We start from the raw sequence: 21321 nt of genomic DNA, 5'->3' as shown, positions 1-21321 counted from the left end.
GCTCAGGCCCGCTCGATAAACGTCAGCTCGCTCTCGTCATAGGCGCGCCGCTCGATTTCGCGGAAGCCGTCCGGTGTGACGAACAGGCCGGTGCGCTCCTCGATGATCAGCAGCGCGTCGGGGGTGAGCCAGCCGCCATCAACCGCCGCGGCGATCGCCTGCTCGGCGAGGCCCTTGCCGTAGGGCGGATCGCAGAAGACGAGGCCGTAGGGCTCGCCCGGTCCCATTTCGCCGAGCCGGATGGCGTCGCGGCGGAACACCTTGGTGACGCCAGTAAGGCCAAGCGCTTCGACATTGTCGCGGATGAGCCCGCGCGCCTCCGCGGCCTCCTCCACGAACAAAGCGAAACGCGCGCCGCGCGACAGGGCCTCGATTCCGAGCGCCCCGGTGCCGGCGAACAGGTCGAGCACCCGCGCGCCGTCGCACGGATCGCCATAGGCGTGGGCGAGCATGTTGAACAGGCTCTCGCGCAGCCGGTCGGAGGTGGGGCGCGTGAGGCTGGAGGACGGGCCTTTCAGAGCCCGTCCCTTGAGGCGGCCACCCACGATGCGCATGGGTCAGACGTTCCCGTCAGCGCTTGCCGCGCGGACCGCCCGGCTTGCCGGGGCCGGAGCGCCCCGCGCCGGGCTTGCCAGCGGGTTTGCCACCCGCAGGACGACCGCCGGGCTTCCCAAATCCCTTGCCGGGACCCTTTGCGCCGAAGCCGCCGGGCTTGCTCCCCGGCCGGCCCGCCGGCTTTCCGCCGCCCGGACGATCCTCGAACGAACGGGTGCGGCCGGCCGGCTTGTCGCCATAGCTGCGCTCGCGCGGCGGCCTGTCGCCGAAATCGCCGCGACCTTCCGGCCGAGGCCGGGCACGGGCGGGGCGCTCGCCCTCTGTCCGCTCGCCGCTGAAGCTGCGGCTGCGCGCGGGCTTGTCGGCATAGTCGCCGCGTCCCTCCGGGCGGGGCCGGGCACGGGCGGGACGCTCGCCCTCTGTCCGCTCTCCGCCGAAACTGCGGCCGCGGGCGGGCTTGTCGCCGTAGTCGCCGCCGCGTCCTTCCGGCCGGGGCCGGGCGCGGGCCGGGCGCTCGCCCTCGGGCCGGTCGCCACCAAAGCTGCGGCTGCGGGTGGGCCTGTCACCGAAATCGCCGCCACGTCCCTCAGGGCGGGAGCGAAACGGGCGGTCGCCCTGGGGGCGGTCGCCTTCGCGGCGGGGGCCGGAGCGCTTGAAGCCGCCGTCATCCTCGTAACGGCGCGGCCGCTCGTCGCCGCCCCCGGAGCGGGTGGGGCGGCGGCGGAAATCTTCCTTTTCCTCGCGCGGGCCGCGTCCGCGCGGCGCGTCATCGCGGAAGGAGGGGCGACCCTCGCGGCGCGGACGCTCGGCGGCTCCTTCGTCCCGGCTGCGACGGAAGGGACGTCCCTCGCCTTCGCCTGCCGCCGGACGGGCGCGACGCGGCGCCTCGTCCTTGGGCGCCCGTACACGCTCGACCTTCACGGAGCGGCCCTTGCGGTCTGCGACGGTGCCCACGCGCTCGGTGCCGTGCTCCTCGCTGGCGCGACGGCGCACGCGCGGCGCGGCGGGGCGGATGACATCCTCAACCGGCGCGTCAAACTCCTCCCGCTCGCGGCTGGCGCGGCGAGATGGCACTTTCAGCCCGCCGGCCTTGTCGGCCTCGGCCTGCCGGCGTCCCGCGGGACGGTAGGCGGGACGCACGGGGATTTCTTCAATCTCCCGCTCCACCAGCAGACCGGTGAAATCCGCACCGGCGGCAGTGGCAAGGTCAGCTCCGATCTGGTCGCGCAGCACGCGGGTGCGCACTTCCTCGACGCTGCCCTCGGGGATCTCGCCCAGCTGGAACGGACCGTAGGAGACGCGGATCAGTCGGTTCACCGCGAGGCCGAGCGCGCCGAGCACGTTGCGGATCTCGCGGTTCTTGCCCTCGCGGAGCGAGACCGTGATCCAGGCGTTGGCGCCCTGCACACGGTCGAGCTCAGCTTCGATGGGGCCGTACTCGACGCCATCCACGGTGATGCCCTTGATGAGCGTGTCGAGCTTGGCCTGATCGATCTCGCCGTTGGCGCGCACGCGGTAGCGGCGGAGCCATCCGGTCTCGGGCAATTCCAGCACGCGGGCGAGACCGCCGTCATTGGTGAGCAGCAGCAGGCCCTCGGAATTGAGGTCCAGCCGGCCCACGCTGACGAGGCGCGGCAGGCCCTTGGGCAGGATCTCGAACAGCGTCGTGCGGCCTTCCGGGTCGCGGTTGGTGGTCACGACGCCCTTGGGCTTGTGGTAAAGGAAGAGGCGGGTGCGCTCCCGCTCGGGGAGTGGATCCCCGTCGATGGTGATGGCGTCAGCGGGCGTGACGGTGACGGCAGGGCTGGTGAGCACCTCGCCGTTGACCGCCACGCGGCCGGCCTCGATCCATTCCTCGATCTCGCGGCGCGAGCCGAGGCCGGCGCGGGCGACGACCTTGGCGACGCGCTCTGCCTCCTTCTGAGGGGCGGCGGGGAGTTCGCGCTTCTGGCGCGGAACGCGGTTCTTGTCCTTGCGGGGCGGTGATGTGCGCGGCATGAGGGGGAGTTAGCACAGCGCAGGCTGCGCGGCGAGCGCGGCGATGGGCTGGGCGAGATCAGGGGCGGTTAAAGGCACCATGTCGGGAACCTTCATGCAGATGGCGCTCAACGAAGCGCGCGCGGCAGCCGAGCGGGGCGAGGTTCCGGTCGGCGCGGTTCTCGTGCGCGGGTCGGAGGTTGTCGCCCGCAACGGCAACCGCACGCGCGAGCTGAACGATCCCACCGCCCATGCGGAAATGCTGGTGGTCCGCGCGGCGGGCGCGCAGCTCAAGACCGAACGTCTGATGAACTGCGACCTCTACGTGACGCTGGAACCCTGCGCCATGTGCGCGGCGGCGCTATCGTTTGCCCGCATCCGCCGGCTCTATTTCGGCGCACCCGACCCCAAGGGGGGCGCCGTGGAGCACGGCCCCCGCTTTTTCTCCCAGCCCACCTGCCACCACGCGCCGGAGGTCTATGGCGGCATCGCCGAGCGGCAGGCGGCCGACGTGTTGCGGGCGTTCTTCCAGGAACGCCGGTAGTCGGTCTACGGCCGTCCCTGCGCCAGGAACGGCATCGTCACATCGAGCATCGCCTTCGGGGCTTCCTCCGCCACGAAGTGGCCGGCCTCGATGGCCTGTCCTTCCACCTGCGGCGCAAACGCCTTCCAGGCCTCCAGCGGGCTCGCGCCACGGCTCGGGATGCCGGCGGCGCCCCACAGCGCGAGCGTCGGGCAGGAGAGGGTTCGACCGGCGGCGATGTCCGCCTCGTCATGGGCGAGGTCGATGGTGGCCCCGGCCCGGTAATCCTCGCACATGGCGTGCAGCCGGTCGGGCGAGGAAATGGCCGCGCGATAGGCGGATATTGCGCGCGGATCGAAGGCCGAAAGGTCCTTGTGCGCCGTCCAGCTCGCCATGGTCCAGTCGAGGAACCATGCGGGATTGGCGCCCACCAGCTTCTCCGGGAGGGGCTTGGGCTGGGCCAGCATCGCCCAGTGATAGACCTGCAGCGCCCGCGCCCGGTCCATGCGATGCCACATCACGTAGGTGGGCACGATATCGAGCAGCACCAGCCGGTCGAGGCGGCCGGGATGGTCCAGCCCCAGCCGGTAGGCGGCCCGCGCGCCGCGGTCATGGCCCATGACAGAGAAATGGGCGAAGCCGAGGCTTTCCATCACCTCCACCATGGCGGCCGCCATGGCGCGCTTGGAATAGGGAAAATGATCGGCCCCGCCCTCCGGCGCCGCGCTCCAGCCGTAGCCGGGCAAATCGGGGATGATGAGGGTGTGCTGCTCGGCCAGCTTCGGCGCCACGCGGTGCCACATCACGTGGCTCTGGGGGAAACCGTGGAGCAGGAGCAGGGGAGCACCCGTTCCCCCCTGCCGCAGGAAGATGCGGCCGGCCTTCGTATCCACGTAGTGCGAGGCAAATCCGGGAAAAAGATCAGACAGATCGGACACATGAACCTCCCTCTCGCCGTCCCGTGGGCCGGGGCGGCCGGAATTGCGGACAGCTCTTCAAGACGGGACTAAGGCGGCGGGTTCCGGGATCAGTCGAACACCTTGTCGGCCGCCGTGATGAGACCGAGGCTCGGCGAGGACGCGCAGAAGCCGGCAAGTTTTTCGGCATTCTTCACGAACTTGTCCGTGTCGATCACCGGAGGCGCGTCGTCGTCCTTGTAGTAGGCATCGAGCCACGTGAGGATAATGGTGATCGTATCCTTGTCCGCCTGCAGGAACTGCTGGCAGGTCATGGTCGAAAGATCCCATTTCTCGGCCGCCGCCGGGCTCAGGCCCGCAAACAGGACGATTGCACCAACACCAAGACGTTTCAGCATTGCGCCCTCCCATGATGCTGCGGCCGTTTCGGCCTGCACCGGTATGATGCGCCGGGGAGCGGAGCGGCACCAGCCGGAGGCCGGCTCCCCGGCTGAGCACGTTCGCGCGAGGCCGGCCGTCGTCAGCGCGCGTCGAGCACGGCGGCGCAGGCGTCGGGCAGATCGGCGAGGGTGAGGGGCGGCTTGGGCTTGGACGGTTCCTTCTCCGGCTTGGGGTGCAGCACCGCGTCGGTGAACCACCAGTCCAGCTCCGATCCGCAGCCATCCCCGGTCGGCGGGGCTTCCTGCGGACGGCAGTCGGGGCTGGAGGCCGGGCAGGTGAGGCGGATGTGCATGTGGTAGTCGTGGCCCCAATAGGGGCGCACCTTGGCGAGGAAGGACCGGTCGCCCGTCGCCTCCCGGCACAGCGCCTTCTTGATGGCGGCGTTGACGAAAATGCGCTCCACCCGCGGCTCGACGGCGGCGGCGCGGATCACCTTCCAGGTGTCCGGCCGCCAGTTGGCGGGATCGATGTCCTTGCGGTCGGCGCGGACCATCATGGAGGCGGAGAGCTTTTCCCGTTCCTCTCGGGTGAGTTCGCGTCCGGGGCTGGGGGTGAGCCAGATGTCGGCATCAAGGCCGATCTGGTGGGAGGCGTGGCCGGTGAGCATGGGGCCGCCGCGTGGCTGGGCCATATCGCCGACGAGAATGCCTTGCCAGCCAGACACTTGCGGCACCTTCGCCGAGAAGCGTTCGAGGAAGTCGACGAGGTCCGGGTGGCCCCAGTTGCGGTTGCGGGACAGGCGCATGACCTGCCAGTTCGGACCGTTGACGGGCAAGGCCTGGGCGCCGGCGAGACAGCCCTTGGAATAGAATCCGATGCTGCGCGCGGCCATGGGGGCGGGCTGGGCGGCGCGGCCGAACAGCTCCTTGGCCGGCACCGGGGCTGCGGGTTTGTTCTGGGCGTACGCGGCGGTGCCGAGGAGGGCGAGGATTGCCGCGGCGGCGAGCCGACGCATCAGCTCGTAACCTTCTGGGCCATCACGACGAATCCGCCGTCGCTCCGGGTGCCGGGGTGGGCGGGCAGGTCGGTGAGGAACAAGGTCGTGCCCGGCGTCACCAGCGCGGCCACCTGCTTGTTGATGGAGGGATCGACGCTGATCCGGGCCAGCGCATCCTGCGCCAGACCGGCCACGACGCCGTTCCCCTCATAGGAAACGGCGCTCCAGCGGGGCGCGGTTCCGTCCTTGCTCATGAGCACATAGACGAGGTTTCCCAAGGGGTTCTGCGGATCGCGGATGCTCACCGGACCCTGCACGGCGGTCTGTGCGCCCTTGAGGACGGTGATGGAGCTGTCGGCCCGGCTCACCACCATGGAGACGGGCTCCGGGGCGGTGGTGGCATCCTGGGGGGCGCCTTCGCCGGTGGCCGAGGTGGCGAGCTGCTGCTCCAGACCCTCGCTCATGATAAGTCCCGGATGCAAAACATCTTCTGGCGCCGAATGGCGGTCGGCGATGATGACCGGGGTGCCCAGGTGGGTGATGCCGAAGACCAGCTTGGAGAAGGCCAGCGGCAGGTGCACGCAGCCGTGGGAGGAGGGGTATCCAGGGAGGCCGCCCGCGTGCAGCGCCACGCCCGACCACGTCAGACGCTCCGTGTAAGGCATTGATGCGTCGTTATAAAGCGAGGAATGGTGGTCCACGTCCTTGCCCAGGATTGTGAATACCCCGGTAGGGGTTTCGTGCCCGTCCTTGCCGGTGGAGACCGTGGAGGCCCCTATTCGGACACCGTTTCGGTAGACGAAGCAGAGCTGGTCCGACAAATTCACCACGATGGCCACGAAGCCGTCCGGCGAACGCTCGGGATACCAGACGTAAGTGCCTGGTTTCAGGGCCTTAATTTCCGCAAGGTCAGGATCGTCGGCGGCGGTGGCGGGCAGCAGGGAGTCCGCCACAAGGGCGCCGGCGAGGGTCGCGGCGAGCTTCAGGGTTCCGCGGCGGGAGAGGCTGAACGGGACGGCCATCGGCGATTCACCCCAGGTTTCCGAATCGGGTTTCACCACGTTTTCGCCCGGGGTTCGGGGCCTGTCCAATGGTGTCAGCTCTCGAATCGACACCTCATCCCAGCATGGGCACGGTTCGCTCTACGTTAATACCATTCGCCGTGATCCGGCAGGCGAGGCCGATCGCCTCCACCCCGGCGTCCCGCGCCCGGTCGAAGGCGCGCCCATAGCCGGGGTCGAGATCGCGGGCGAGGGCGATGGAGCCGGCCGAGCCGATCTGGCTGATATAGACCATCACCGCCCGCCGCCCGGCCGCCACCTCGCCGGCCAGTTCATCGAGGTGCTTGGCGCCGCGGGCGGTCACGCAATCCGGGAACTCGGCCTTGCCGGGGGCGCGCATGAGGTGGACGTTCTTCACTTCCACGAAGCAGTCGGGGCGGGCGTCGTCTTCCAGCTTGATGTCCACGCGGCTGGCCTTGCCGTATTTCACCTCCCGCCGCATCCGGGCGTAGCCGGCGAGGGCGGGTACCTGGCCGGCGGCGATGGCCTCGGCCACCAGCAGGTTGGGGTGCATGGTGTTCACCCCCACCCATTCCGGCCCGGCGCCGAAATCGGCCTCCACCAGCTCCCAGCTCAGGGCCAGCTTGCGGGCGGGGTTGAGGGAGCGGGAGAGGAGGACGCGGCTGCCGGGGGCATCGAGCCCCAGCATGGCGCCGGAGTTGGCCACATGCGCCGTGGTCTCGGTGCCGTCGTCCAGCACCACGTCGGCGAGGAAGCGCTTGTAGCGCCGGACCAGACGGCCCGGCAGCAGGGGGGCGGCGAACAGCATCAGGCCGTCGCGCCGCCGGAAGGGGCGCGGGTCGGGGCCGCATCGCGATCGTCGCTGCGGCCGGCGAGGCACATGAGGGTCTGGGTGGCGGTGGCGCAGTGGGTGCGGGTGCCGCCGGCCTCGGCATAGACCTCCACCTTCGCCACGGTGAGGGTGCGCCCCGCCCGCGTCACCTCGCCCACGGCCACCAGTCGTTCCCCCTTGCCGGGGGCCATGATGTTGATCTTGTACTCCACCGTCAGCACGGTCGAATCCGGTGGGAACAGGCTGTAGGCGGCATAGCCGCCGGCGGTGTCGGCGATGGCGCCGATGGAGCCGCCGTGGAAATAGCCGTGCTGCTGCGTCACCTTCTCCGCATGGGGCAGCACGATCTCCACCCGTCCCGGCGCCACCGCGCCGAGGGTGGCGCCGATGAGCGTCATGAAGGGCTGGCGGGCGAAGCTGTCGCGCACCTTGGTCTCATAGGCGGGATCGCGGGGGGTGAAAGGCTCGGTCACGGTGGCCGTCATGCTGGGAGGGGAAGGAGGAGGGAGGATAGCCGGGCGATGACGGCACCTCCAACGGAAAGGCTGGCCGGCGGGCGCTGCGGAATTTCCCCGCGTTGACAGCAGCCGGGCCGGCGCCTCTTCTGCGCATGGGGCTGCGGGCGACCGCGGCGGGGGGCAGGGTCACATGAGCTACGTCTATCTTCTCATCGCCATCGTTGCCGAGGTCATCGCCACCTCGGCGCTGAAGCAGGCGGAAGGCTTCACCAAGTTCGGCCCCTCGGTGATCGTGGTGGTGGGCTATTGCATCGCCTTCTTCTGCCTGTCGCTCACCCTGCGCACGCTGCCGGTGGGCATCGCCTATGCCATCTGGTCCGGCGTCGGCATCGTGCTCGTCACCGGATTCGCCTGGGTCTACTACGGCCAGAAGCTGGACCTGCCGGCGCTCATCGGCCTCGGGCTCATCATCGCCGGCGTCATCGTCATCAACCTGATGTCCAAGAGCGTCGCGCAGTGAGGCCTACAGCTCCTCGGCGCCCTCTTTGGCGCGGGCGAGGAGCGTCTTCGCCGCGATGAGCGCGTCCTTCTCCGGGTCGTGCACCACGGCGCCGAATGAGCCGGCGAGGGCGGCGAGCACCGCCATGGCGCTCACCTCCTCGCGGATGTCGCCGGTCCACTTGATGTCGGCGGCCACGTCCCGCGCGCCCAGCACCGGAGCGAGGGCGGGAGATTTGCCGCCATCCTCCCCCACGTCGCGAAACCGCAGGGTGAAGCCGGCATCCTCGCCCTGGAGGGTGCAGGGCAGGTAGCCGGAGGTTCCCAGCGGCACATAGCCGTCATCCAGCACCAGCTTGATCTTGAAGGCATCAATCGCCGCCTGAAGCGCGGCACGGTCGGGCACATCGGCCCGGTTGAGATAGGCGGTACGGGCGCGCGCCATGGCGGGCAGCTCCAAGGATTGAAATATGGGGGCCGGTCGGGCCGGCGGCGATGAAACGGTGGGAGTTTAGAGGATTCCTGCGGGAGACGGAATCCGCCGTTCCCCGGACAAGCGACGGCGCAGCCGGAGCGCTGATCCGGGGGCCAGCGCAAGACTCCCGCGCAGCGGGGCAAAGCCGGGAAGCATTGGGGGCAGGAAGCGCCTTCGGCGGTCTCTTGCGCTGGGTCCCGGCTCGCATTCCGCTTTCGCTGCATGCGTCCGGGACGCGAGGGCGGAACCCGGAAACGAAAACGGCGCCCCGGCGGTGAGGCCGGGACGCCGTGTTCAAAGCTTGCAACCGGCGCCGGGGTGCCGGCGCCGCAGGCCTCAGGCCAGAATCAGGCTTCCTCGCCTTCCTCGGCGGCGATTTCGGCGGCCACGGCGGCGCGCTCGATGGCGAGCTCGGCCTCGATCTCGGCGTCCTCGTCACGGGCGGTGCGCACGTCCTCGCCGCGGGCCTGGCGCTCGGCCTCTTCCGCGTTGCGGGCGACGTTGACCTGCACGGTCACCTCGACCTCGGGGTGCAGGCTCACCGGCACCACATGCAGGCCCAGGGTCTTGATGGGGTGGTTCATCACGATCTGGCCGCGGTCGAGGCTGAAGCCGTTGGCGGTGAAGCCCTCGGCGATGTCGCGGGTGGAGACCGAGCCGTAGAGCTGACCGCTCTCGCCCGCCTGACGGATCATGATGACGGCCTGGCCGGCGAGCTTCTCGGCCACCGCCTCGGCGTCCTTGCGGCGCTCCAGGTTGCGGGCCTCGAGCTCGATCTTCATGGTCTCGAACCGCTCCTTGTTCGCCTTGGTGGCGCGCAGGGCCTTGCCGTTCGGCAGCAGGTAGTTGCGGCCGAAGCCGTCCTTCACCTTCACCACTTCGCCCATCTGGCCGAGCTTGGCGACGCGCTCGAGAAGAATGACGTCCATTTTGGTTCTCCTGTCTCTGATCGTTGGATTTACGGTGTTTTTCAGCGGTCGTTCGCGGCGGGCGGGCTTTGCCCGGAGCCCATGCGCGAGCGGAAGTCGAACATGGCGTCGACAAAGCCGAGCATCGCCATGGCGATGACCGGCCAGCCGAGCACGGCCGTGGTGAGCCACAGCCCGGCGAGGATGAGAAAGCGGGCCGAGTGGCCGATGGTCACGGCATGGACCACGGCGAAGCCCGCGAGCGCATAGGCGCACACCAAGGTCGCGGCCGCGGCGGAGGCGGACAGCCCCACCATCGCCCCGGCCATGGACAAGGCGATCGCCACCGCCAGCACCAGCGAGGTGACGGGCGGCAGGCGGACGGCCGACAGGGTCGGCCACGGACGCCTGAGGCGGCCGGAGATTCGCGCGGCGCGGGCCGCGAGATAGAGGCAGACGAGCTGCGAGACCATGGACATCACCGCCGCCATGCCCGGCAGCAGGCGCGCCACGATGGCCCCCACGGCGGCGGGATCGGTCGGCTCCGCCCCCGGCAGCACCTGGCCCGAGAGCAGCGTCTCGAACGCGGCGATCACCGCCTTGCGGTAGCTCTCGTAATCGCCGGCGACGGTGAACAGGGCGATGATGACCGCCAGCGTCGAGACGGCAGCGGAGAGCAGCACCAGCCCGCCCACCGGGAACCACACCAGCCCGTCCCGTCCGGCTGGATCCGGCCGTGCCAGCATCGCCGCATAGGACAAGGCGAAGGCCGGTCCGCCGAGGCTGACCATGTATGTCAGGAGGAGGGTTCCGCCGAAGCCGAGGCCGAGCCCCGCAGCGCCCACGGCAAGCGCCACCAGCGCCGAGAGCGGCGAGAAGGCGAGGCCGGCGATCATCACCGGCAAAGGCGAGAGATAGAACAGGGGCACGGCCAGCGCCGATCCCGCCGCGGCTCCGGCGGCAAGAAGGGCGGATGCGAGGCCGGCAGCCACGCCTGTGAGAAGAAGGTACACCATCTCGACAAGCTGTCCCGCGGGTGCGGTTAGAGGCGGATTTTCCGCCCCAGCAGACGCTCCGGGGGTCATTCCCCGAAGCGCGTCGCTAAAGGAAGGGCGCCCTCCCGAAGGGGGCGCCCCAATCAGCGGATCAGGCGATCAGCGGATCACGAAGGGCAGCAGGCCCAGGAACCGCGCGCGCTTGATGGCGGCGGAGAGCTCGCGCTGCTTCTTGGCGGAGACCGCCGTGATGCGCGAGGGCACGATCTTGCCGCGCTCGGAGATGTAGCGCTGCAGGAGACGCACATCCTTGTAGTCGATCTTCGGCGCGTTCGGGCCGGAGAAGGGGCAGGTCTTGCGACGGCGGAAGAAGGGACGGCGCTGACCGCCGCCGGCGCCGGCACCACCGGACGATGCGAAAGCCATCAGTTGCCCTCCTCGGCCTGCACTTCATCGGTCGGACGCGGACGGCGCGGCCGATCCTCACGGCCGCCGAAGCGGTCGCCACGATCACCGCGGTCGCCACGCTCTCCGCGCTCGCCACGGTCGTCCCGGTCACGCTTCTGGAGCATGGCGGAGGGACCCTCCTCGTGCTCCTCGACGCGCAGGGTGAGGATGCGCAGGACGTCCTCGTCGATGCGCTGCTGGCGCTCCAGCTCCTGCACCGCCGCCGCGGGGGCGTCGATGTTCAGAAGGGTGAAGTGGGCCTTGCGGTTCTTGTTGATGCGATAGGTGAGGGACTTCACGCCCCAGTACTCGGTCTTACCGACCGAGCCGCCATTCGCCTCGATGACACCCTTGAACCGGGTGGTGAGTTCCTCGACCTGCTGCGCCGTGACGTCCTGGCGCGCGAGGAACACGTGCTCGTAGAGCGGCATGTGTTCACTGCCTTTCGGTTTCACTCTTCCGTCCACCGGCGCCAAGCCCTTCTTGCCTTTCGGAAAGGCGCGAAGCTCGGAAGGCGGGGACACGGGACGACGGACTTTCGCCCTGTCTTCCGACGCCTTGGCCAAACCCGTGGGATGGGCCGCGGCAAAAGAAGACCGTCCGTTCAGCCCCCGGCCGGGTGCGACGGAAGCGGGGCGTATAGCAGGTTTCGAAGGAAAGGCAAGGCGGGAGGGGGCCGCCCAGGCTCTCTCTCCTACGGCCCGATCCAGGTTTGCCCACCCGCGCCTTCCAGGCGGATGCGGGCGAAATCGGCGAGGCCCGTGCCGCGCTGGAAGGCGCTCAGAGCGATGATCCACACACCCACCACCCGCGCCGGATCGGCGCCGCCCACGCAGCGCCGGTAGTCGGACAGCAGCGGCTGCCGCTCGCCGAGCCACTGGCCGAGGCCCGCGGCGCCGGAGCGCACGGCCATATGGGTCTCCACCTGGTCCCACCAGGGCAGCGGGCAGCGGAAGGTGGTGCCCACCGGCAGGGAGGAGCTCCAGAAATAGGTCAGGTCCTGCCCGGTGTCGAACTCCACCGCGAGGGAGAGATAGTCGTGGGTCGGCGCGATGTCCTCGGCGACCGTGGAGGGCAGGCGCTGGATGCGCCAGTCCCAGGCGATGGCAAGGTCGTCGGTCAGCTCCAGGCTGAGCGGATATTTGATGATGCCGGCATCCTCGACGCAGCGGCAGGCGATGCGCGGGGGCGCGTCCGTGTCGACCGCCTCGCAGAAGATGGAGGTGGCGCCCACCCGCCACAGGGGCGCCCAGCCGGGCGGCAGCGGGCGAAAGGCCGCGATCCGCGCGACCTCGCGGGCCGCAAGGCCAGTGGAATCGACCGCCGCGAAGGCGGCAAGGCCCGCGTCCCGGTCGCCGCGCCAGACCAGAGCCGCGACGCAAAGGCCACCGTCCTCCAGGGTCGAGGCGGGATCGAAGCGCCCGCTTTCGTCGATCCACTGCCCCGCCAGGTGGCAGATCAGCTCAAGCGGCCCGTCCCGCTCGGCGGTGAAGCTGAAGGTGTCGTCTCCCACCTTGCCGATGGGGCCCCCGCCGATGCGGTACCAGAGCGACAGACCGCCGGTGACGAACAGGTCGAAAGCGCGGGAGAGCCAGGCGATGCCCGAAGACAGGAGTGTGACCGTCTCGCCCCGCGTGACGGATATTCCAGTCGCCATCCATTGGGCGTCATGGGCCGGCAGGTGGAGCACCGCGCCCGCCCGTACCTCCGCATGCACCGCGCCAACGGCTGTGCGAAGGGCAGCCTGAACCGCTTCCGGCGCCTCGATTTCAGAAGATTTGCTCATGTTGCGTTCCATCCCTGAAGCTGCGCGGGCGGTTGTGCCGCCCGTCAGCCGCGAGGATGGCGCGGGGCCGGCGGCGGTTCTTGCCATTTCGCGACAGGACGAGACGCGGATGACCGGATGGGGCCTCACCAAGGCCCGCTCCATGGGGCGGGTCGCAGAGGTGGTGGAGCGCGCGGGCGGCTCACCCGCGAAGGTGTTCCGCGCCGCCGAACTCCCGCTGCGGCTGGTGGACCATCCCGAGCGGCTGATCCTCCTGCGCGACCAGTTGCGCCTCATCGCCTGCGCGGCGCGGGAGATCGGCGATCCGGCGCTGGGGGCGCGGCTGTCGGTGGAAGCCGGCATCCTCGGCCTCGGCGCCCTCGCCGACCACGTACTCGGCGCCGACCGGCTCGACGTGGCCATCGCCCGCGCCAACAGCATGATGGGCACCCTGCTGCAATCCTCGACGCGAATCGAACTCTGGGCCGAAGACGGGATCGCCCACTGGACCTATGGCGTCACCGACCGCTCCGACGAAGGGCGCCAGTTCAACGAATGCCTCGCCCTCGGCTACATGCTCGATCTGCTGCGCCGGTTCATCGGCCCGCGCTTCACCCCATTGCGGGCGGCGGTGGCCGGGCCGCCCCTCCCTGGCCGGACGGCGGTCGAGGATGTGCTGCGCACGGATCTTGGCCGCAGCGCCCGCGCCCTTGTGAGCTTTCCCGAGGCGCATCTCCTTGCGGAAAACCCCGCACCGAGGCCGCAGCGGGTGGAGCCCACGGGACGGGAGGCAATCCCCGATGATCTGGTGGGTCTGGTGGAGCACCTGATCCTGCTGGAGCTTCTGGCGGGGCGGCCGGCGCTGGCGCCGGTGGCGCGGCGGCTCGGCATGTCGGCGCGCACGCTGCAGCGCCGGCTTGTGCTTCGCGGCATCACGTTCGAGCAGGTCGCCCGGTCGGTCCTCAGGGCCGAGGCGGAGAGCCTGTTGCGGCAGCGCCGAGTTTCCATCGCCGCCGTCGCTCTGGACCTCGGCTATTCGGAACCGGCCCATTTCACCCGGGCGTTCCGCGGCTGGACCGGCCTCTCCCCCCGCGCCTGGCAGCGCCGGAGCGCCTGAGCCGGGGCGGAAAACGAACTGCCCTCAGTACAGCCCGACGCTCGCCGGCGGGCGGGGCGCGGTCGGCTTGGCGCTGACGGGCTTGGGCGCGGTCGTCGCCGGCTTCGTGCCGGTGGAGCCGGTGGTGTTGGCGGCGGCGGCCGCGCCCTGGGGCTTCGGCTTCTTCTTCGGCGCCGGGTTCAGGGAGGCGACCTTGGGCTCCGGCATCGCCTTGTTCATGGCGATGAGCTGGGAGACGGTGACGAACTTGTAGCCCTTGGCGATGAGGTCATCGAGCGTCTTCGGCATGGCGTCCACCGTGGTGGGGTGGATGTCATGGGCGAGGATGATGGCGCCCGGATGCACATTCTTCAGGATGCGGTCGTGGATGACCTGCGCGTTGCGGTCCTTCCAGTCCAGCGGGTCCACGGACCAGTAGATGAAGGTGGAGCCGAACTTCTCGCGCAGATGCGCGCGCAGCGCCGGGGTCATCGCGCCGTAGGGCGGGCGCAGATTGTGGATCTTGAGGCCGGTGATCTGCTCGATGGCGGCGTTGGTGTCGCCGATCTGCTTGTCGGCGGCGGCCACCGGGATCTTGGGCAGCTGGGGGTGATCCCAGGAATGGTTCGCGACCTCGTGCCCCTGCGCGACCATCTGCTTGATGATGTTGGGCGAGGCGACGGCGCGGCTGCCGAGCACGAAGAAGGTGGCCTTGATGCCCCGCTGCTCCAGCATCTTCAAAAGGCGCGGCGTGGTCTCGGGGTTGGGGCCGTCGTCGAAGGTCATGGCGATGTAGGGGCCATCCACCGTCGCCGAGGAATAGGCGATGAGATTGTGCGGGTTGGTGCCCGTCGCCTCGGCCGCGGGCGCAGCCATGCCGGTGCTCGAGGGCAGGTTGGGCGGCGGCGGCTCCATCATGGAGGAGGGCACGGGCCCGGTCATCAGCGCGGGGTGCGGCGCGGTGAAGGTCGACGTGGGCGGCGCGGAAGGCGCGGTTCCGGACGGCGTCAGAGTCTGCGCGCAGGCGGGGACGATGACGGTGGCGGAGAGGAGAGCGGCGGCAAGAAGCGCCGGAAATCCCCGGATGGCCTTCACTTCAGGCTTCACGGCGGAACCACTTTCTGATGCGGACGTGCAGAGCTGCGCCCAATGTCCATCGCTCGTTATGGATAAATTGTGAAGCGGGCGTGGCCAACCCCCAGTTTCCTTATCGTAAGGTTGGCTTGACACGCGATTCGAGAATCGCCCTGACGCGGCTCTTGCCACCCCCTTGCCTTGACTCGCCCACAATCCCGGTGTCTCTCCGCTCGCCAATTTCCAGCCGGAGGCCGCCCATGACCGAAGGGTCGCGCACAACACCCCAGACTGCCTTCATTTTTCCCGGTCAGGGCAGCCAGGCCGTGGGCATGGGCAAGGCCCTCGCCGACAATTTCCCGGCCGCCAAGGCCGTGTTCGAGGAAGTGGATGCCGCCCTCGGCGACAGCCTGACGCGGGTGATGTGGGAAGGCCCTTCCGACGAACTGACCCTCACCGCCAACGCCCAGCCGGCGCTGATGGCGGTATCCATTGCCGCGCTGCGGGTTCTCGAATCGGAAGCGGGGCTTGATCTTGCCCGCGAGGCGGCCTTCGTCGCCGGCCATTCGCTGGGCGAATATTCGGCGCTGGCCGCCGCCGGCGCCCTCACCGTCACCGAGGCGGCGCGGCTCCTGCGCATCCGCGGCCGCGCCATGCAGGATGCGGTGCCGGTGGGCGAGGGCGCCATGGCTGCCCTGCTCGGCCTCGACTACGACCAGGCCGTCGCGGTGGCGGCGGAAGCCGCCGGCGACGACGTGTGCGAGGCGGCCAACGACAACGCCCCCGGGCAGGTGGTGGTCTCCGGCACCAAGGCCGCCGTGGAACGCGCCATCCTCATCGCCAAGGAGCGCGGCGCGCTGAAGGCGGTGCTGCTGCCGGTGTCCGCCCCCTTCCATTGCCGCCTCATGGGTCCGGCCGCCGAGGCCATGGAAGTGGCCCTCTCCGGCTCCACCGTGATGACGCCCCGCGTGCCGCTGGTGGCCAACGTGCGCGCCTCCCCCGTCACCGATCCGGCCGAGATCGTCCGCCTGCTGGTGGAGCAGGTGACGGGCACCGTGCGCTGGCGCGAAAGCGTGATCTACATGGCCGGCGCGGGCGTGAACCGCGTGGTCGAGGTGGGCGCCGGCAAGGTGCTCTGCGGCCTCGTGAAGCGCATCGACAAGCAGATCGCGGCGAGCGCCGTGGGCACGCCCGACGACGTGGCGGCCTTCATCGCCGCCCGCAACGCGGCCGCTTCCGCCGCCTGACATCTTCTCACCGACGGGCGCCCTCCCCGGAAAAATCCGGGCGAGGGCGCCCTTGTGTCGGGACACCACCCGACCAAGCCGATACAACCGGCGGCGCAAAAGCCGCGACACCCGAAAGAAACTGGGGGCTGACATGTTCGATTTGACCGGCAAGACCGCGCTCGTGACCGGCGCCACCGGCGGCATCGGCGGCGCCATCGCCAAGGCGCTGCACGCCCAGGGCGCCACCGTCGCCGTCTCCGGCACCCGCCGCGAGGCGCTCGACGCCATCGCCGCCGAGATGGGCGGCGAGCGCGTGTTCGTGCTGCCGTGCAACCTCGGCAACACCGAAGAGGTGGAGAAGCTCATTCCCGCCGCCGAGGAGGCGCTGGGCGGGCATGTGGACATCCTCGTCAACAATGCCGGCATCACCCGCGACAACATCTTCATGCGCCTGTCGGACGAGGCGTGGGATCAGGTGATCGCGGTGAACCTCACCGCTGCCTTCCGCCTGTCGCGCGCCGCCGTGCGCACCATGATGCGCCGCCGCTCCGGCCGCATCATCTCCATCACCTCCATCGTCGGCGTCACCGGCAATGCGGGGCAGGGCAACTACGCTGCCGCCAAGGCCGGCATGATCGGCATGTCCAAGTCGCTGGCGCAGGAAGTCGCCTCGCGCGGGGTGACGGTGAACTGCATCGCCCCCGGCTTCATCGCCACCCCCATGACCGACGCGCTCAACGAGAAGCAGCGCGAGGGCATCCTCAAGGCCGTGCCCGCCGCCAAGCTCGGCACGCCCGAGGACATCGCCGCCGCCTGCGTCTATCTCGCGTCGAATGAAGCCGCCTACGTCACCGGCCAGACGCTGCACGTCAACGGCGGCATGGCGATGATCTGAGGCCCTTCGATCCCGCATCCCGACGTCCGCCCGCTACCTTCAACCGGGCGTAAGTTGTAAGCGGGATCGGAACACTTCTATCCTAGAGATGCGTGCGGGGGATGGGAGGCACGCATGAGGATAGAGCGTGTGCGTGCGGGCTCTCGGCCGGCAAGCGTCTCCTTGCGGCAGAAGCCCAGGGGCATTGTTTCGCATTTCTGGCGCCGCATCCTCGATCTCACCCTCGTGCTGTGGGTGGTCCGGGTTCCGCTGCTGAGCGTCCTCCTCGGCCTCGCGCTGATGGCGGGGGTGACGCAGGCGCAGGACGTGACCCTCGACGTAGCCATGGCCGGCGCCCCGGCGGGCGCTGCGGCCGGCCTCTCCCGCGCCATTGTCTCCCTCGTCGCCGCGGTCTTCCTGCTGTGGGCCATGCCGGTGCACTACGCCGCGCGCCTGCTGGTGGAGACGGACGACGGCCTCGCGGTGCTGGTCGCCCGGCGCGATGCCTCGGCCGGCCACCGCGGCGTCGTCGGGCGTGACCGGCTGATGGCGGCGACGGTGCGCGAGGTGCCCCGCCTCATCGGCCTTGCGCCCTTCCTCGCCTTCGCCATGGGCGCCAACGCGGCCATCGGCAATCTGCCGACGCTGGCCGACCGCCCCGCCATCGCCGCCGCCCACCACCAGTTGGTGCTGCTCGTCTGGGCTATGCTGGCGGCGGTGCCGCTCTTCTATCTCTATTGCGTGCTGCGCGGACGGTTGACGCAGGTGACAGCCCTCGCCGCGCTGGACCGCGTGCTCGGGCGGTGGCTGAAGCCGGTGTTCGGCCTGCTGGCCATCGCGCCGCGGCGGGACGATGCGGCAGGCCAGCTCCACGCCTCCGGCCGCCTCGCGCTCCTCTTCTACGCCTTGCTGGTGGTGGCGGTGCTGGTGGCGAGCCCGCACTGGCTCGCCGCGCGCCTGCCGCTCGCCTTTGCCGTGCCGCTGATCTTCGGCGGCTGGGTGCCGATCCTCGCCTATCTGTCCTCGGTGGGGCGGCGCTTCCATGTGCCGATCCTGACCGGCCTGTTCATCGCCGGGGCGGTCGGCGTCTATGTGTTCGGCGACAACCACGCGGTGCGCACCGTGACCGCCGACGAGCCGGCCTATCGCCGCACCAGCCTCGTGCAGGCCGTCCATCTGTGGATGCGGGCCAATGGCTGCGCGGAGCAGCCCTCATCCTGTCCGCGCCCGATCATCGTGGCCGCCGCGGGCGGGGCGAGCCGGGCGGGCTTCTTCACCGCCAGCGTGATCGGCCATTTCCTCGACTACGACCGGCAGAAGCAGGCCTTCGGCTTCACCCGCGCCGATGGCTCGAAGGTGAGCCGCGCGGCGCGGGACGACGGGCGCTTCTCGGCGGCCATCCAGAGCGTGCTCGACGGCCAGGAACGCCAGGGGAAGAACGTCGCAACCCACCTCTTCGCCCTCTCCGGCGTCTCGGGCGGCTCCTACGGCGCGGCGGTGGTGGCCGCCGCCTTGTCCGCCCGCACCGGGACTGCGCCGCCGTGCCCCACCGAAGCGCCGGCCCACTGGTTCGGCGGCGCCATCCACGGCTGGCGCGACTGCCTGGAGAGCATGACGGCGGACGACTTCCTCACCGCCACCTTCTTCGGCCTCGCCTTCCACGATCAGGTGCAGCTCTTCCTGCGCGATCGCGCCGCGCTGCTGGAGGAGGCCTGGGAAGCGAGCTTCGCCCGCCATGTGGCGGCGGCGGGCGCCAATGCCGGCCCCGGCGCCGCGCGCCGCCTCTCCGAGCCCTTCCTCGGCGCCCCGCGCGATCCCGAGCACTGGGTGCCCTATCTCGTGCTCAACGGCACGTCGGTGGAGACCGGCCAGCGCATCATCACCACCGACATCCTGCCGACCTACGCGGCCTCCAGCCGCTGCCCGAGCGGCGGCCCCACCGCCGAATGCCCCATCTTCACCCACGCCATCGACTTCCACAGCCTCGTGCGCTCGGACCTCGACGTGCGGCTCTCCACGGCGGCCACCAACTCTGCCCGCTTCCCGGTGATCTCGCCTCCCGGCTCCATCTACCAGGTGGACACGGACGTGGTGGATCGCATCGTCGACGGCGGCTATTTCGAGAATTTCGGCGCCGAGAGCGCGCTGGAGCTGGCGCAGGCCATGGTGGACGTGGAGCCGGCTCTCGCGCCCTTCGTCCTGGTCGTCTCCAACGATCCCCAGAGCGTGCTCACCGAGGAGCGCACCGCCCGCGGCGTGGTGGTGCCGGACGCGGCGGAGCACAGCTTCCTGCCCGAGGTGGTCGGCCCCGTCGATGCCATCGGCGCGGTGCGCAGCGGGCGCGGCCGGCTCGCCGTGGCCCATGCCGCCGCCTGGCTCGATGGACGCTTCGGCGGGCGCTGCGCGGTGAACCTCGTGCAGATCAAGGTCTGGCCGGAGGACAGCGCCGGCCATTGTCCGGTGGGCACGGCGACGCCGGAGAAGATCCGGCAGGTCTCCATGAGCTGGTGGCTCTCCAAGCCGGTGCAGATGAACCTGCACGAGCAATTGGAGCCCACCGCCGACCGCTGCAACAACCGCACCGCCGTGGAGCAGGTGTGGACTGCCCTCGCCACCCGCTCGGAAGCCTGCACCGGGCCGACGCCCTGAAGCGGGCTCATCCGGCCCGCACGCGCCCCGCGGGTCAAATCGTCGCGTGCCGTATTGCGGTGCGGCACGGTTGGTGTTTTCATTTCGAGGTTGCGGCGCTTCAGGCCGGGAACTTCGGGGCGCAGGGGGTGGCCCGAACCCTCCGGTGCCGGGAAGCGGGAAAGGATCGAGCGGACGAAACCGGAGGCGGCCGATGGAACGGTTGCTGGAGACACTTCTGCGTCGTGTCGTCGTCGATGGCGCGCTGAAGGTGACGACGGCCTCGGGCCGCACCTTCACCGTGAAAGGCTCCCCCCGCGCCGGACCGATCCCCGAGCCGCTCGCCGTGCGCTTCACCACCGCCGAGGCCGAGCGGGGCATCGTGCTTGATCCCGAGCTGAAGCTCGGCGAGGCCTATATGGACGGCACGCTGGTGCTGGACGCCGGCAGCATCGCCGACCTCCTCGCGCTGCTCATGTCCCAGCCCGCATCCTTCAATCCCAGCGTGCCGGCCAAGGCGTTCCATGTGCTGCGGCGGCTCGGGCGGCGCATCGCCCAGTTCAATCCGCCCGAGCGGTCGCGGCGCAACGTGGCGCACCACTACGACATCGACGGCCGGCTCTATTCCCTCTTCCTCGATCACGACCGGCAGTACAGCTGCGCCTATTTCGAGCATAAGGGGCAGAGCCTCGACGACGCTCAGCTCGCCAAGAAGCGCCACATCGCGGCGAAGCTGGTGCTGGACCGGCCGGGCCTCAAGGTGCTGGACATCGGCTCCGGCTGGGGCGGGCTCGCCCTCTATCTCGCGGAGATGGCGGGGGCTGAGGTCTCCGGCGTCACCCTCTCGCAGGAGCAGCTGGCGCTCGCCACCGCCCGCGCCGACGAGCGGGGCATGGCGGCGCATGTCTCATTCTCCTTGCAGGACTATCGGGACGTGGAGGGGCCGTTCGACCGCATCGTCTCGGTGGGCATGTTCGAGCATGTGGGCGTGGACCATTACGGCGCCTTCTTCCGCAAGGCGCGGAGCCTCTTGAAGGACGACGGGGTGATGCTGCTGCACGCCATCGGCCGGTCCGACCCGCCCGGCGTCACCAACCCGTTCATCGCCAAATACATCTTCCCCGGCGGCTACATTCCGGCGCTGTCGGAGGTGACGCCGCAGATCGAGAAGAGCGGCCTCGTCGTCACCGACATCGAGCTGCTGCGCCTGCATTATGCCGAGACGCTGAAGGCGTGGCGCCAGCGCTTCCTCGCCCGCCGGGAGGAGGCGGCGCGGCTCACCGACGAGCGCTTCTGCCGCATGTGGGAATTCTATCTCGCCGCCAGCGAGATGGGCTTCCGCCACCAGGGCCTGAACGTGTTCCAGATCCAGCTCGCCCGCCGCCAGGAGGCGGTGCCGCTCACCCGCGGCTACATCGCCGAGGCCGAGGCGCGGCTCAGGCGGGCGGAAGCGGCGCAGGGTGCACCGCTTCGGCTGGCGGGGGAGTAGGGGGGCATTGACGGGCGCCGGCCACGCCGGCGGCCTGTTCCCCGGACCAGCGACGGCAAAAGCCGGAGCGCCGAGCCGGGGGCCAGCGCAAGACTCCCCGCCTAGCGGGGCAAAGCCCGAGGATCGTAAGGCCCGGAAGCGCCTGCGGCGGTCCCCTGCGCCGGGCCCCGGCTCGCATTCC

22 protein-coding genes are annotated in these 21321 nt (G+C 70.0%); 7 read left to right on the top strand and 15 right to left on the bottom strand.

What is annotated here, in order from left to right:
* Nucleotides 1–2: 2 nt before the first annotated feature.
* Both rsmD and EJ105_RS27830 read right to left on the bottom strand, forming a co-directional pair.
* Entirely contained in the window at nt 3–554 is a 552-nt protein-coding gene (rsmD, locus tag EJ105_RS13270; RefSeq protein ID WP_024279714.1) for a 16S rRNA (guanine(966)-N(2))-methyltransferase RsmD, read from the bottom strand.
* Between the two features lie 16 nt (nt 555–570).
* Nucleotides 571–2553 (bottom strand): pseudouridine synthase, encoded by a 1983-nt coding sequence (locus EJ105_RS27830; RefSeq protein WP_284145433.1) that lies wholly within the window; start codon nt 2551–2553, stop codon nt 571–573.
* Between the two features lie 79 nt (nt 2554–2632).
* Between EJ105_RS27830 and EJ105_RS13260 the strand changes: the two genes are divergently transcribed.
* Nucleotides 2633–3076: a nucleoside deaminase gene (locus tag EJ105_RS13260; RefSeq protein WP_250166701.1), complete on the top strand. Its 444-nt coding sequence runs from the start codon at nt 2633–2635 to the stop codon at nt 3074–3076.
* A 5-nt stretch (nt 3077–3081) separates the two neighbouring features.
* Here EJ105_RS13260 and EJ105_RS13255 read toward each other — a convergent pair whose 3' ends face one another.
* The 6 genes from EJ105_RS13255 to EJ105_RS13230 form a co-directional block, all read right to left on the bottom strand.
* On the bottom strand, nt 3082–3993 hold the full coding sequence (locus tag EJ105_RS13255) for an alpha/beta fold hydrolase (protein ID WP_250166700.1): 912 nt from the start codon (nt 3991–3993) through the stop codon (nt 3082–3084).
* Nucleotides 3994–4082: 89 nt separating this feature from the next.
* Nucleotides 4083–4370: an HdeA/HdeB family chaperone gene (locus EJ105_RS13250; RefSeq protein WP_156026371.1), complete on the bottom strand. Its 288-nt coding sequence runs from the start codon at nt 4368–4370 to the stop codon at nt 4083–4085.
* Nucleotides 4371–4492: 122 nt separating this feature from the next.
* Entirely contained in the window at nt 4493–5368 is an 876-nt protein-coding gene (mepA, locus tag EJ105_RS13245; RefSeq protein ID WP_250166699.1) for a penicillin-insensitive murein endopeptidase, read from the bottom strand.
* Entirely contained in the window at nt 5368–6372 is a 1005-nt protein-coding gene (locus EJ105_RS13240; protein WP_250166698.1) for a L,D-transpeptidase, read from the bottom strand. The genes mepA and EJ105_RS13240 overlap by 1 nt, the downstream gene beginning before the upstream one ends.
* Before the next feature lie 94 nt (nt 6373–6466).
* Nucleotides 6467–7180, bottom strand: a complete 714-nt coding sequence (sfsA, locus tag EJ105_RS13235; protein WP_029557901.1) for a DNA/RNA nuclease SfsA — start codon at nt 7178–7180, stop codon at nt 6467–6469.
* Entirely contained in the window at nt 7180–7677 is a 498-nt protein-coding gene (locus EJ105_RS13230; RefSeq protein ID WP_250166697.1) for a PaaI family thioesterase, read from the bottom strand. The genes sfsA and EJ105_RS13230 overlap by 1 nt, the downstream gene beginning before the upstream one ends.
* A 175-nt stretch (nt 7678–7852) precedes the next feature.
* Here EJ105_RS13230 and EJ105_RS13225 point away from each other — a divergent pair, with 175 nt between their 5' ends.
* On the top strand, nt 7853–8182 hold the full coding sequence (locus tag EJ105_RS13225; RefSeq protein ID WP_250166696.1) for a DMT family transporter: 330 nt from the start codon (nt 7853–7855) through the stop codon (nt 8180–8182).
* A 3-nt stretch (nt 8183–8185) separates the two neighbouring features.
* On the opposite strand, the gene EJ105_RS13220 is transcribed toward EJ105_RS13225, so the two are convergent.
* The 6 genes from EJ105_RS13220 to EJ105_RS13195 all read right to left on the bottom strand — a co-directional run bounded on the left by EJ105_RS13220 (nt 8186) and on the right by EJ105_RS13195 (nt 12771).
* Nucleotides 8186–8605, bottom strand: a complete 420-nt coding sequence (locus tag EJ105_RS13220) for a hypothetical protein (protein WP_250166695.1) — start codon at nt 8603–8605, stop codon at nt 8186–8188.
* A gap of 377 nt (nt 8606–8982) precedes the next feature.
* Nucleotides 8983–9564, bottom strand: a complete 582-nt coding sequence (gene rplI, locus EJ105_RS13215; RefSeq protein ID WP_024279703.1) for a 50S ribosomal protein L9 — start codon at nt 9562–9564, stop codon at nt 8983–8985.
* Between the two features lie 41 nt (nt 9565–9605).
* Nucleotides 9606–10559 carry a DUF2232 domain-containing protein gene (locus EJ105_RS13210; protein WP_250166694.1) on the bottom strand — a complete coding sequence of 318 codons (954 nt, stop codon included), beginning with the start codon at nt 10557–10559 and terminating at the stop codon, nt 9606–9608.
* 138 nt (nt 10560–10697) lie between these two features.
* Nucleotides 10698–10964 carry a 30S ribosomal protein S18 gene (gene rpsR, locus EJ105_RS13205; RefSeq protein ID WP_024279701.1) on the bottom strand — a complete coding sequence of 89 codons (267 nt, stop codon included), beginning with the start codon at nt 10962–10964 and terminating at the stop codon, nt 10698–10700.
* Nucleotides 10964–11416 carry a 30S ribosomal protein S6 gene (gene rpsF / locus EJ105_RS13200; RefSeq protein WP_024279700.1) on the bottom strand — a complete coding sequence of 151 codons (453 nt, stop codon included), beginning with the start codon at nt 11414–11416 and terminating at the stop codon, nt 10964–10966. Before rpsF ends, rpsR begins: the two co-directional genes overlap by 1 nt.
* 263 nt (nt 11417–11679) lie before the next feature.
* Nucleotides 11680–12771 (bottom strand): DUF3047 domain-containing protein, encoded by a 1092-nt coding sequence (locus EJ105_RS13195; protein ID WP_250166693.1) that lies wholly within the window; start codon nt 12769–12771, stop codon nt 11680–11682.
* On the opposite strand from EJ105_RS13195, the gene EJ105_RS13190 reads away from it, so the two are divergent.
* Nucleotides 12770–13867, top strand: a complete 1098-nt coding sequence (locus EJ105_RS13190; RefSeq protein ID WP_250166692.1) for an AraC family transcriptional regulator — start codon at nt 12770–12772, stop codon at nt 13865–13867. The two genes, EJ105_RS13195 and EJ105_RS13190, sit on opposite strands and share 2 nt — an antisense overlap.
* 24 nt (nt 13868–13891) lie before the next feature.
* On the opposite strand, the gene EJ105_RS13185 is transcribed toward EJ105_RS13190, so the two are convergent.
* Nucleotides 13892–14953: a polysaccharide deacetylase family protein gene (locus EJ105_RS13185; protein WP_250166691.1), complete on the bottom strand. Its 1062-nt coding sequence runs from the start codon at nt 14951–14953 to the stop codon at nt 13892–13894.
* A gap of 227 nt (nt 14954–15180) precedes the next feature.
* On the opposite strand from EJ105_RS13185, the gene fabD reads away from it, so the two are divergent.
* From fabD to EJ105_RS13165, 4 genes are all read left to right on the top strand, one after another.
* Nucleotides 15181–16167, top strand: a complete 987-nt coding sequence (fabD, locus tag EJ105_RS13180; RefSeq protein ID WP_029557910.1) for an ACP S-malonyltransferase — start codon at nt 15181–15183, stop codon at nt 16165–16167.
* 133 nt (nt 16168–16300) lie between these two features.
* A complete protein-coding gene (gene fabG / locus EJ105_RS13175) occupies nt 16301–17044 on the top strand; it encodes a 3-oxoacyl-[acyl-carrier-protein] reductase (protein ID WP_029557911.1) in 744 nt (247 codons plus the stop codon).
* 129 nt (nt 17045–17173) lie between these two features.
* A complete protein-coding gene (locus EJ105_RS13170; RefSeq protein WP_250166690.1) occupies nt 17174–19672 on the top strand; it encodes a hypothetical protein in 2499 nt (832 codons plus the stop codon).
* A 193-nt stretch (nt 19673–19865) separates the two neighbouring features.
* Nucleotides 19866–21140 carry a cyclopropane fatty acid synthase gene (locus EJ105_RS13165; protein ID WP_250166689.1) on the top strand — a complete coding sequence of 425 codons (1275 nt, stop codon included), beginning with the start codon at nt 19866–19868 and terminating at the stop codon, nt 21138–21140.
* The last annotated feature ends 181 nt before the right edge of the window (nt 21141–21321 follow it).

Source organism: Xanthobacter aminoxidans (assembly GCF_023571765.1).
Taxonomy (GTDB): domain Bacteria; phylum Pseudomonadota; class Alphaproteobacteria; order Rhizobiales; family Xanthobacteraceae; genus Xanthobacter; species Xanthobacter aminoxidans.
Note: the sequence above shows the minus strand (reverse complement) of the source record. Positions and strands in the feature narration are given on the sequence as shown.

Bases quoted from the DNA above. Each gene is read 5' to 3' on its own strand.
- sfsA (WP_029557901.1), bottom strand. From the start codon at position 7,180: ATGCTGTTCGCCGCCCCCCTGCTGCCGGGCCGTCTGGTCCGGCGCTAC.
- rsmD (WP_024279714.1), bottom strand. From the start codon at position 554: ATGCGCATCGTGGGTGGCCGCCTCAAGGGACGGGCTCTGAAAGGCCCG.
- EJ105_RS13225 (WP_250166696.1), top strand. From the start codon at position 7,853: ATGAGCTACGTCTATCTTCTCATCGCCATCGTTGCCGAGGTCATCGCC.
- fabG (WP_029557911.1), top strand. From the start codon at position 16,301: ATGTTCGATTTGACCGGCAAGACCGCGCTCGTGACCGGCGCCACCGGC.
- rplI (WP_024279703.1), bottom strand. From the start codon at position 9,564: ATGGACGTCATTCTTCTCGAGCGCGTCGCCAAGCTCGGCCAGATGGGC.
- EJ105_RS13260 (WP_250166701.1), top strand. From the start codon at position 2,633: ATGTCGGGAACCTTCATGCAGATGGCGCTCAACGAAGCGCGCGCGGCA.
- rpsR (WP_024279701.1), bottom strand. From the start codon at position 10,964: ATGGCTTTCGCATCGTCCGGTGGTGCCGGCGCCGGCGGCGGTCAGCGC.
- fabD (WP_029557910.1), top strand. From the start codon at position 15,181: ATGACCGAAGGGTCGCGCACAACACCCCAGACTGCCTTCATTTTTCCC.
- rpsF (WP_024279700.1), bottom strand. From the start codon at position 11,416: ATGCCGCTCTACGAGCACGTGTTCCTCGCGCGCCAGGACGTCACGGCG.
- EJ105_RS13250 (WP_156026371.1), bottom strand. From the start codon at position 4,370: ATGCTGAAACGTCTTGGTGTTGGTGCAATCGTCCTGTTTGCGGGCCTG.
- EJ105_RS13190 (WP_250166692.1), top strand. From the start codon at position 12,770: ATGTTGCGTTCCATCCCTGAAGCTGCGCGGGCGGTTGTGCCGCCCGTC.
- EJ105_RS13220 (WP_250166695.1), bottom strand. From the start codon at position 8,605: ATGGCGCGCGCCCGTACCGCCTATCTCAACCGGGCCGATGTGCCCGAC.
- mepA (WP_250166699.1), bottom strand. From the start codon at position 5,368: ATGCGTCGGCTCGCCGCCGCGGCAATCCTCGCCCTCCTCGGCACCGCC.
- EJ105_RS13240 (WP_250166698.1), bottom strand. From the start codon at position 6,372: ATGGCCGTCCCGTTCAGCCTCTCCCGCCGCGGAACCCTGAAGCTCGCC.
- EJ105_RS13165 (WP_250166689.1), top strand. From the start codon at position 19,866: ATGGAACGGTTGCTGGAGACACTTCTGCGTCGTGTCGTCGTCGATGGC.
- EJ105_RS27830 (WP_284145433.1), bottom strand. From the start codon at position 2,553: ATGCCGCGCACATCACCGCCCCGCAAGGACAAGAACCGCGTTCCGCGC.
- EJ105_RS13210 (WP_250166694.1), bottom strand. From the start codon at position 10,559: ATGGTGTACCTTCTTCTCACAGGCGTGGCTGCCGGCCTCGCATCCGCC.
- EJ105_RS13195 (WP_250166693.1), bottom strand. From the start codon at position 12,771: ATGAGCAAATCTTCTGAAATCGAGGCGCCGGAAGCGGTTCAGGCTGCC.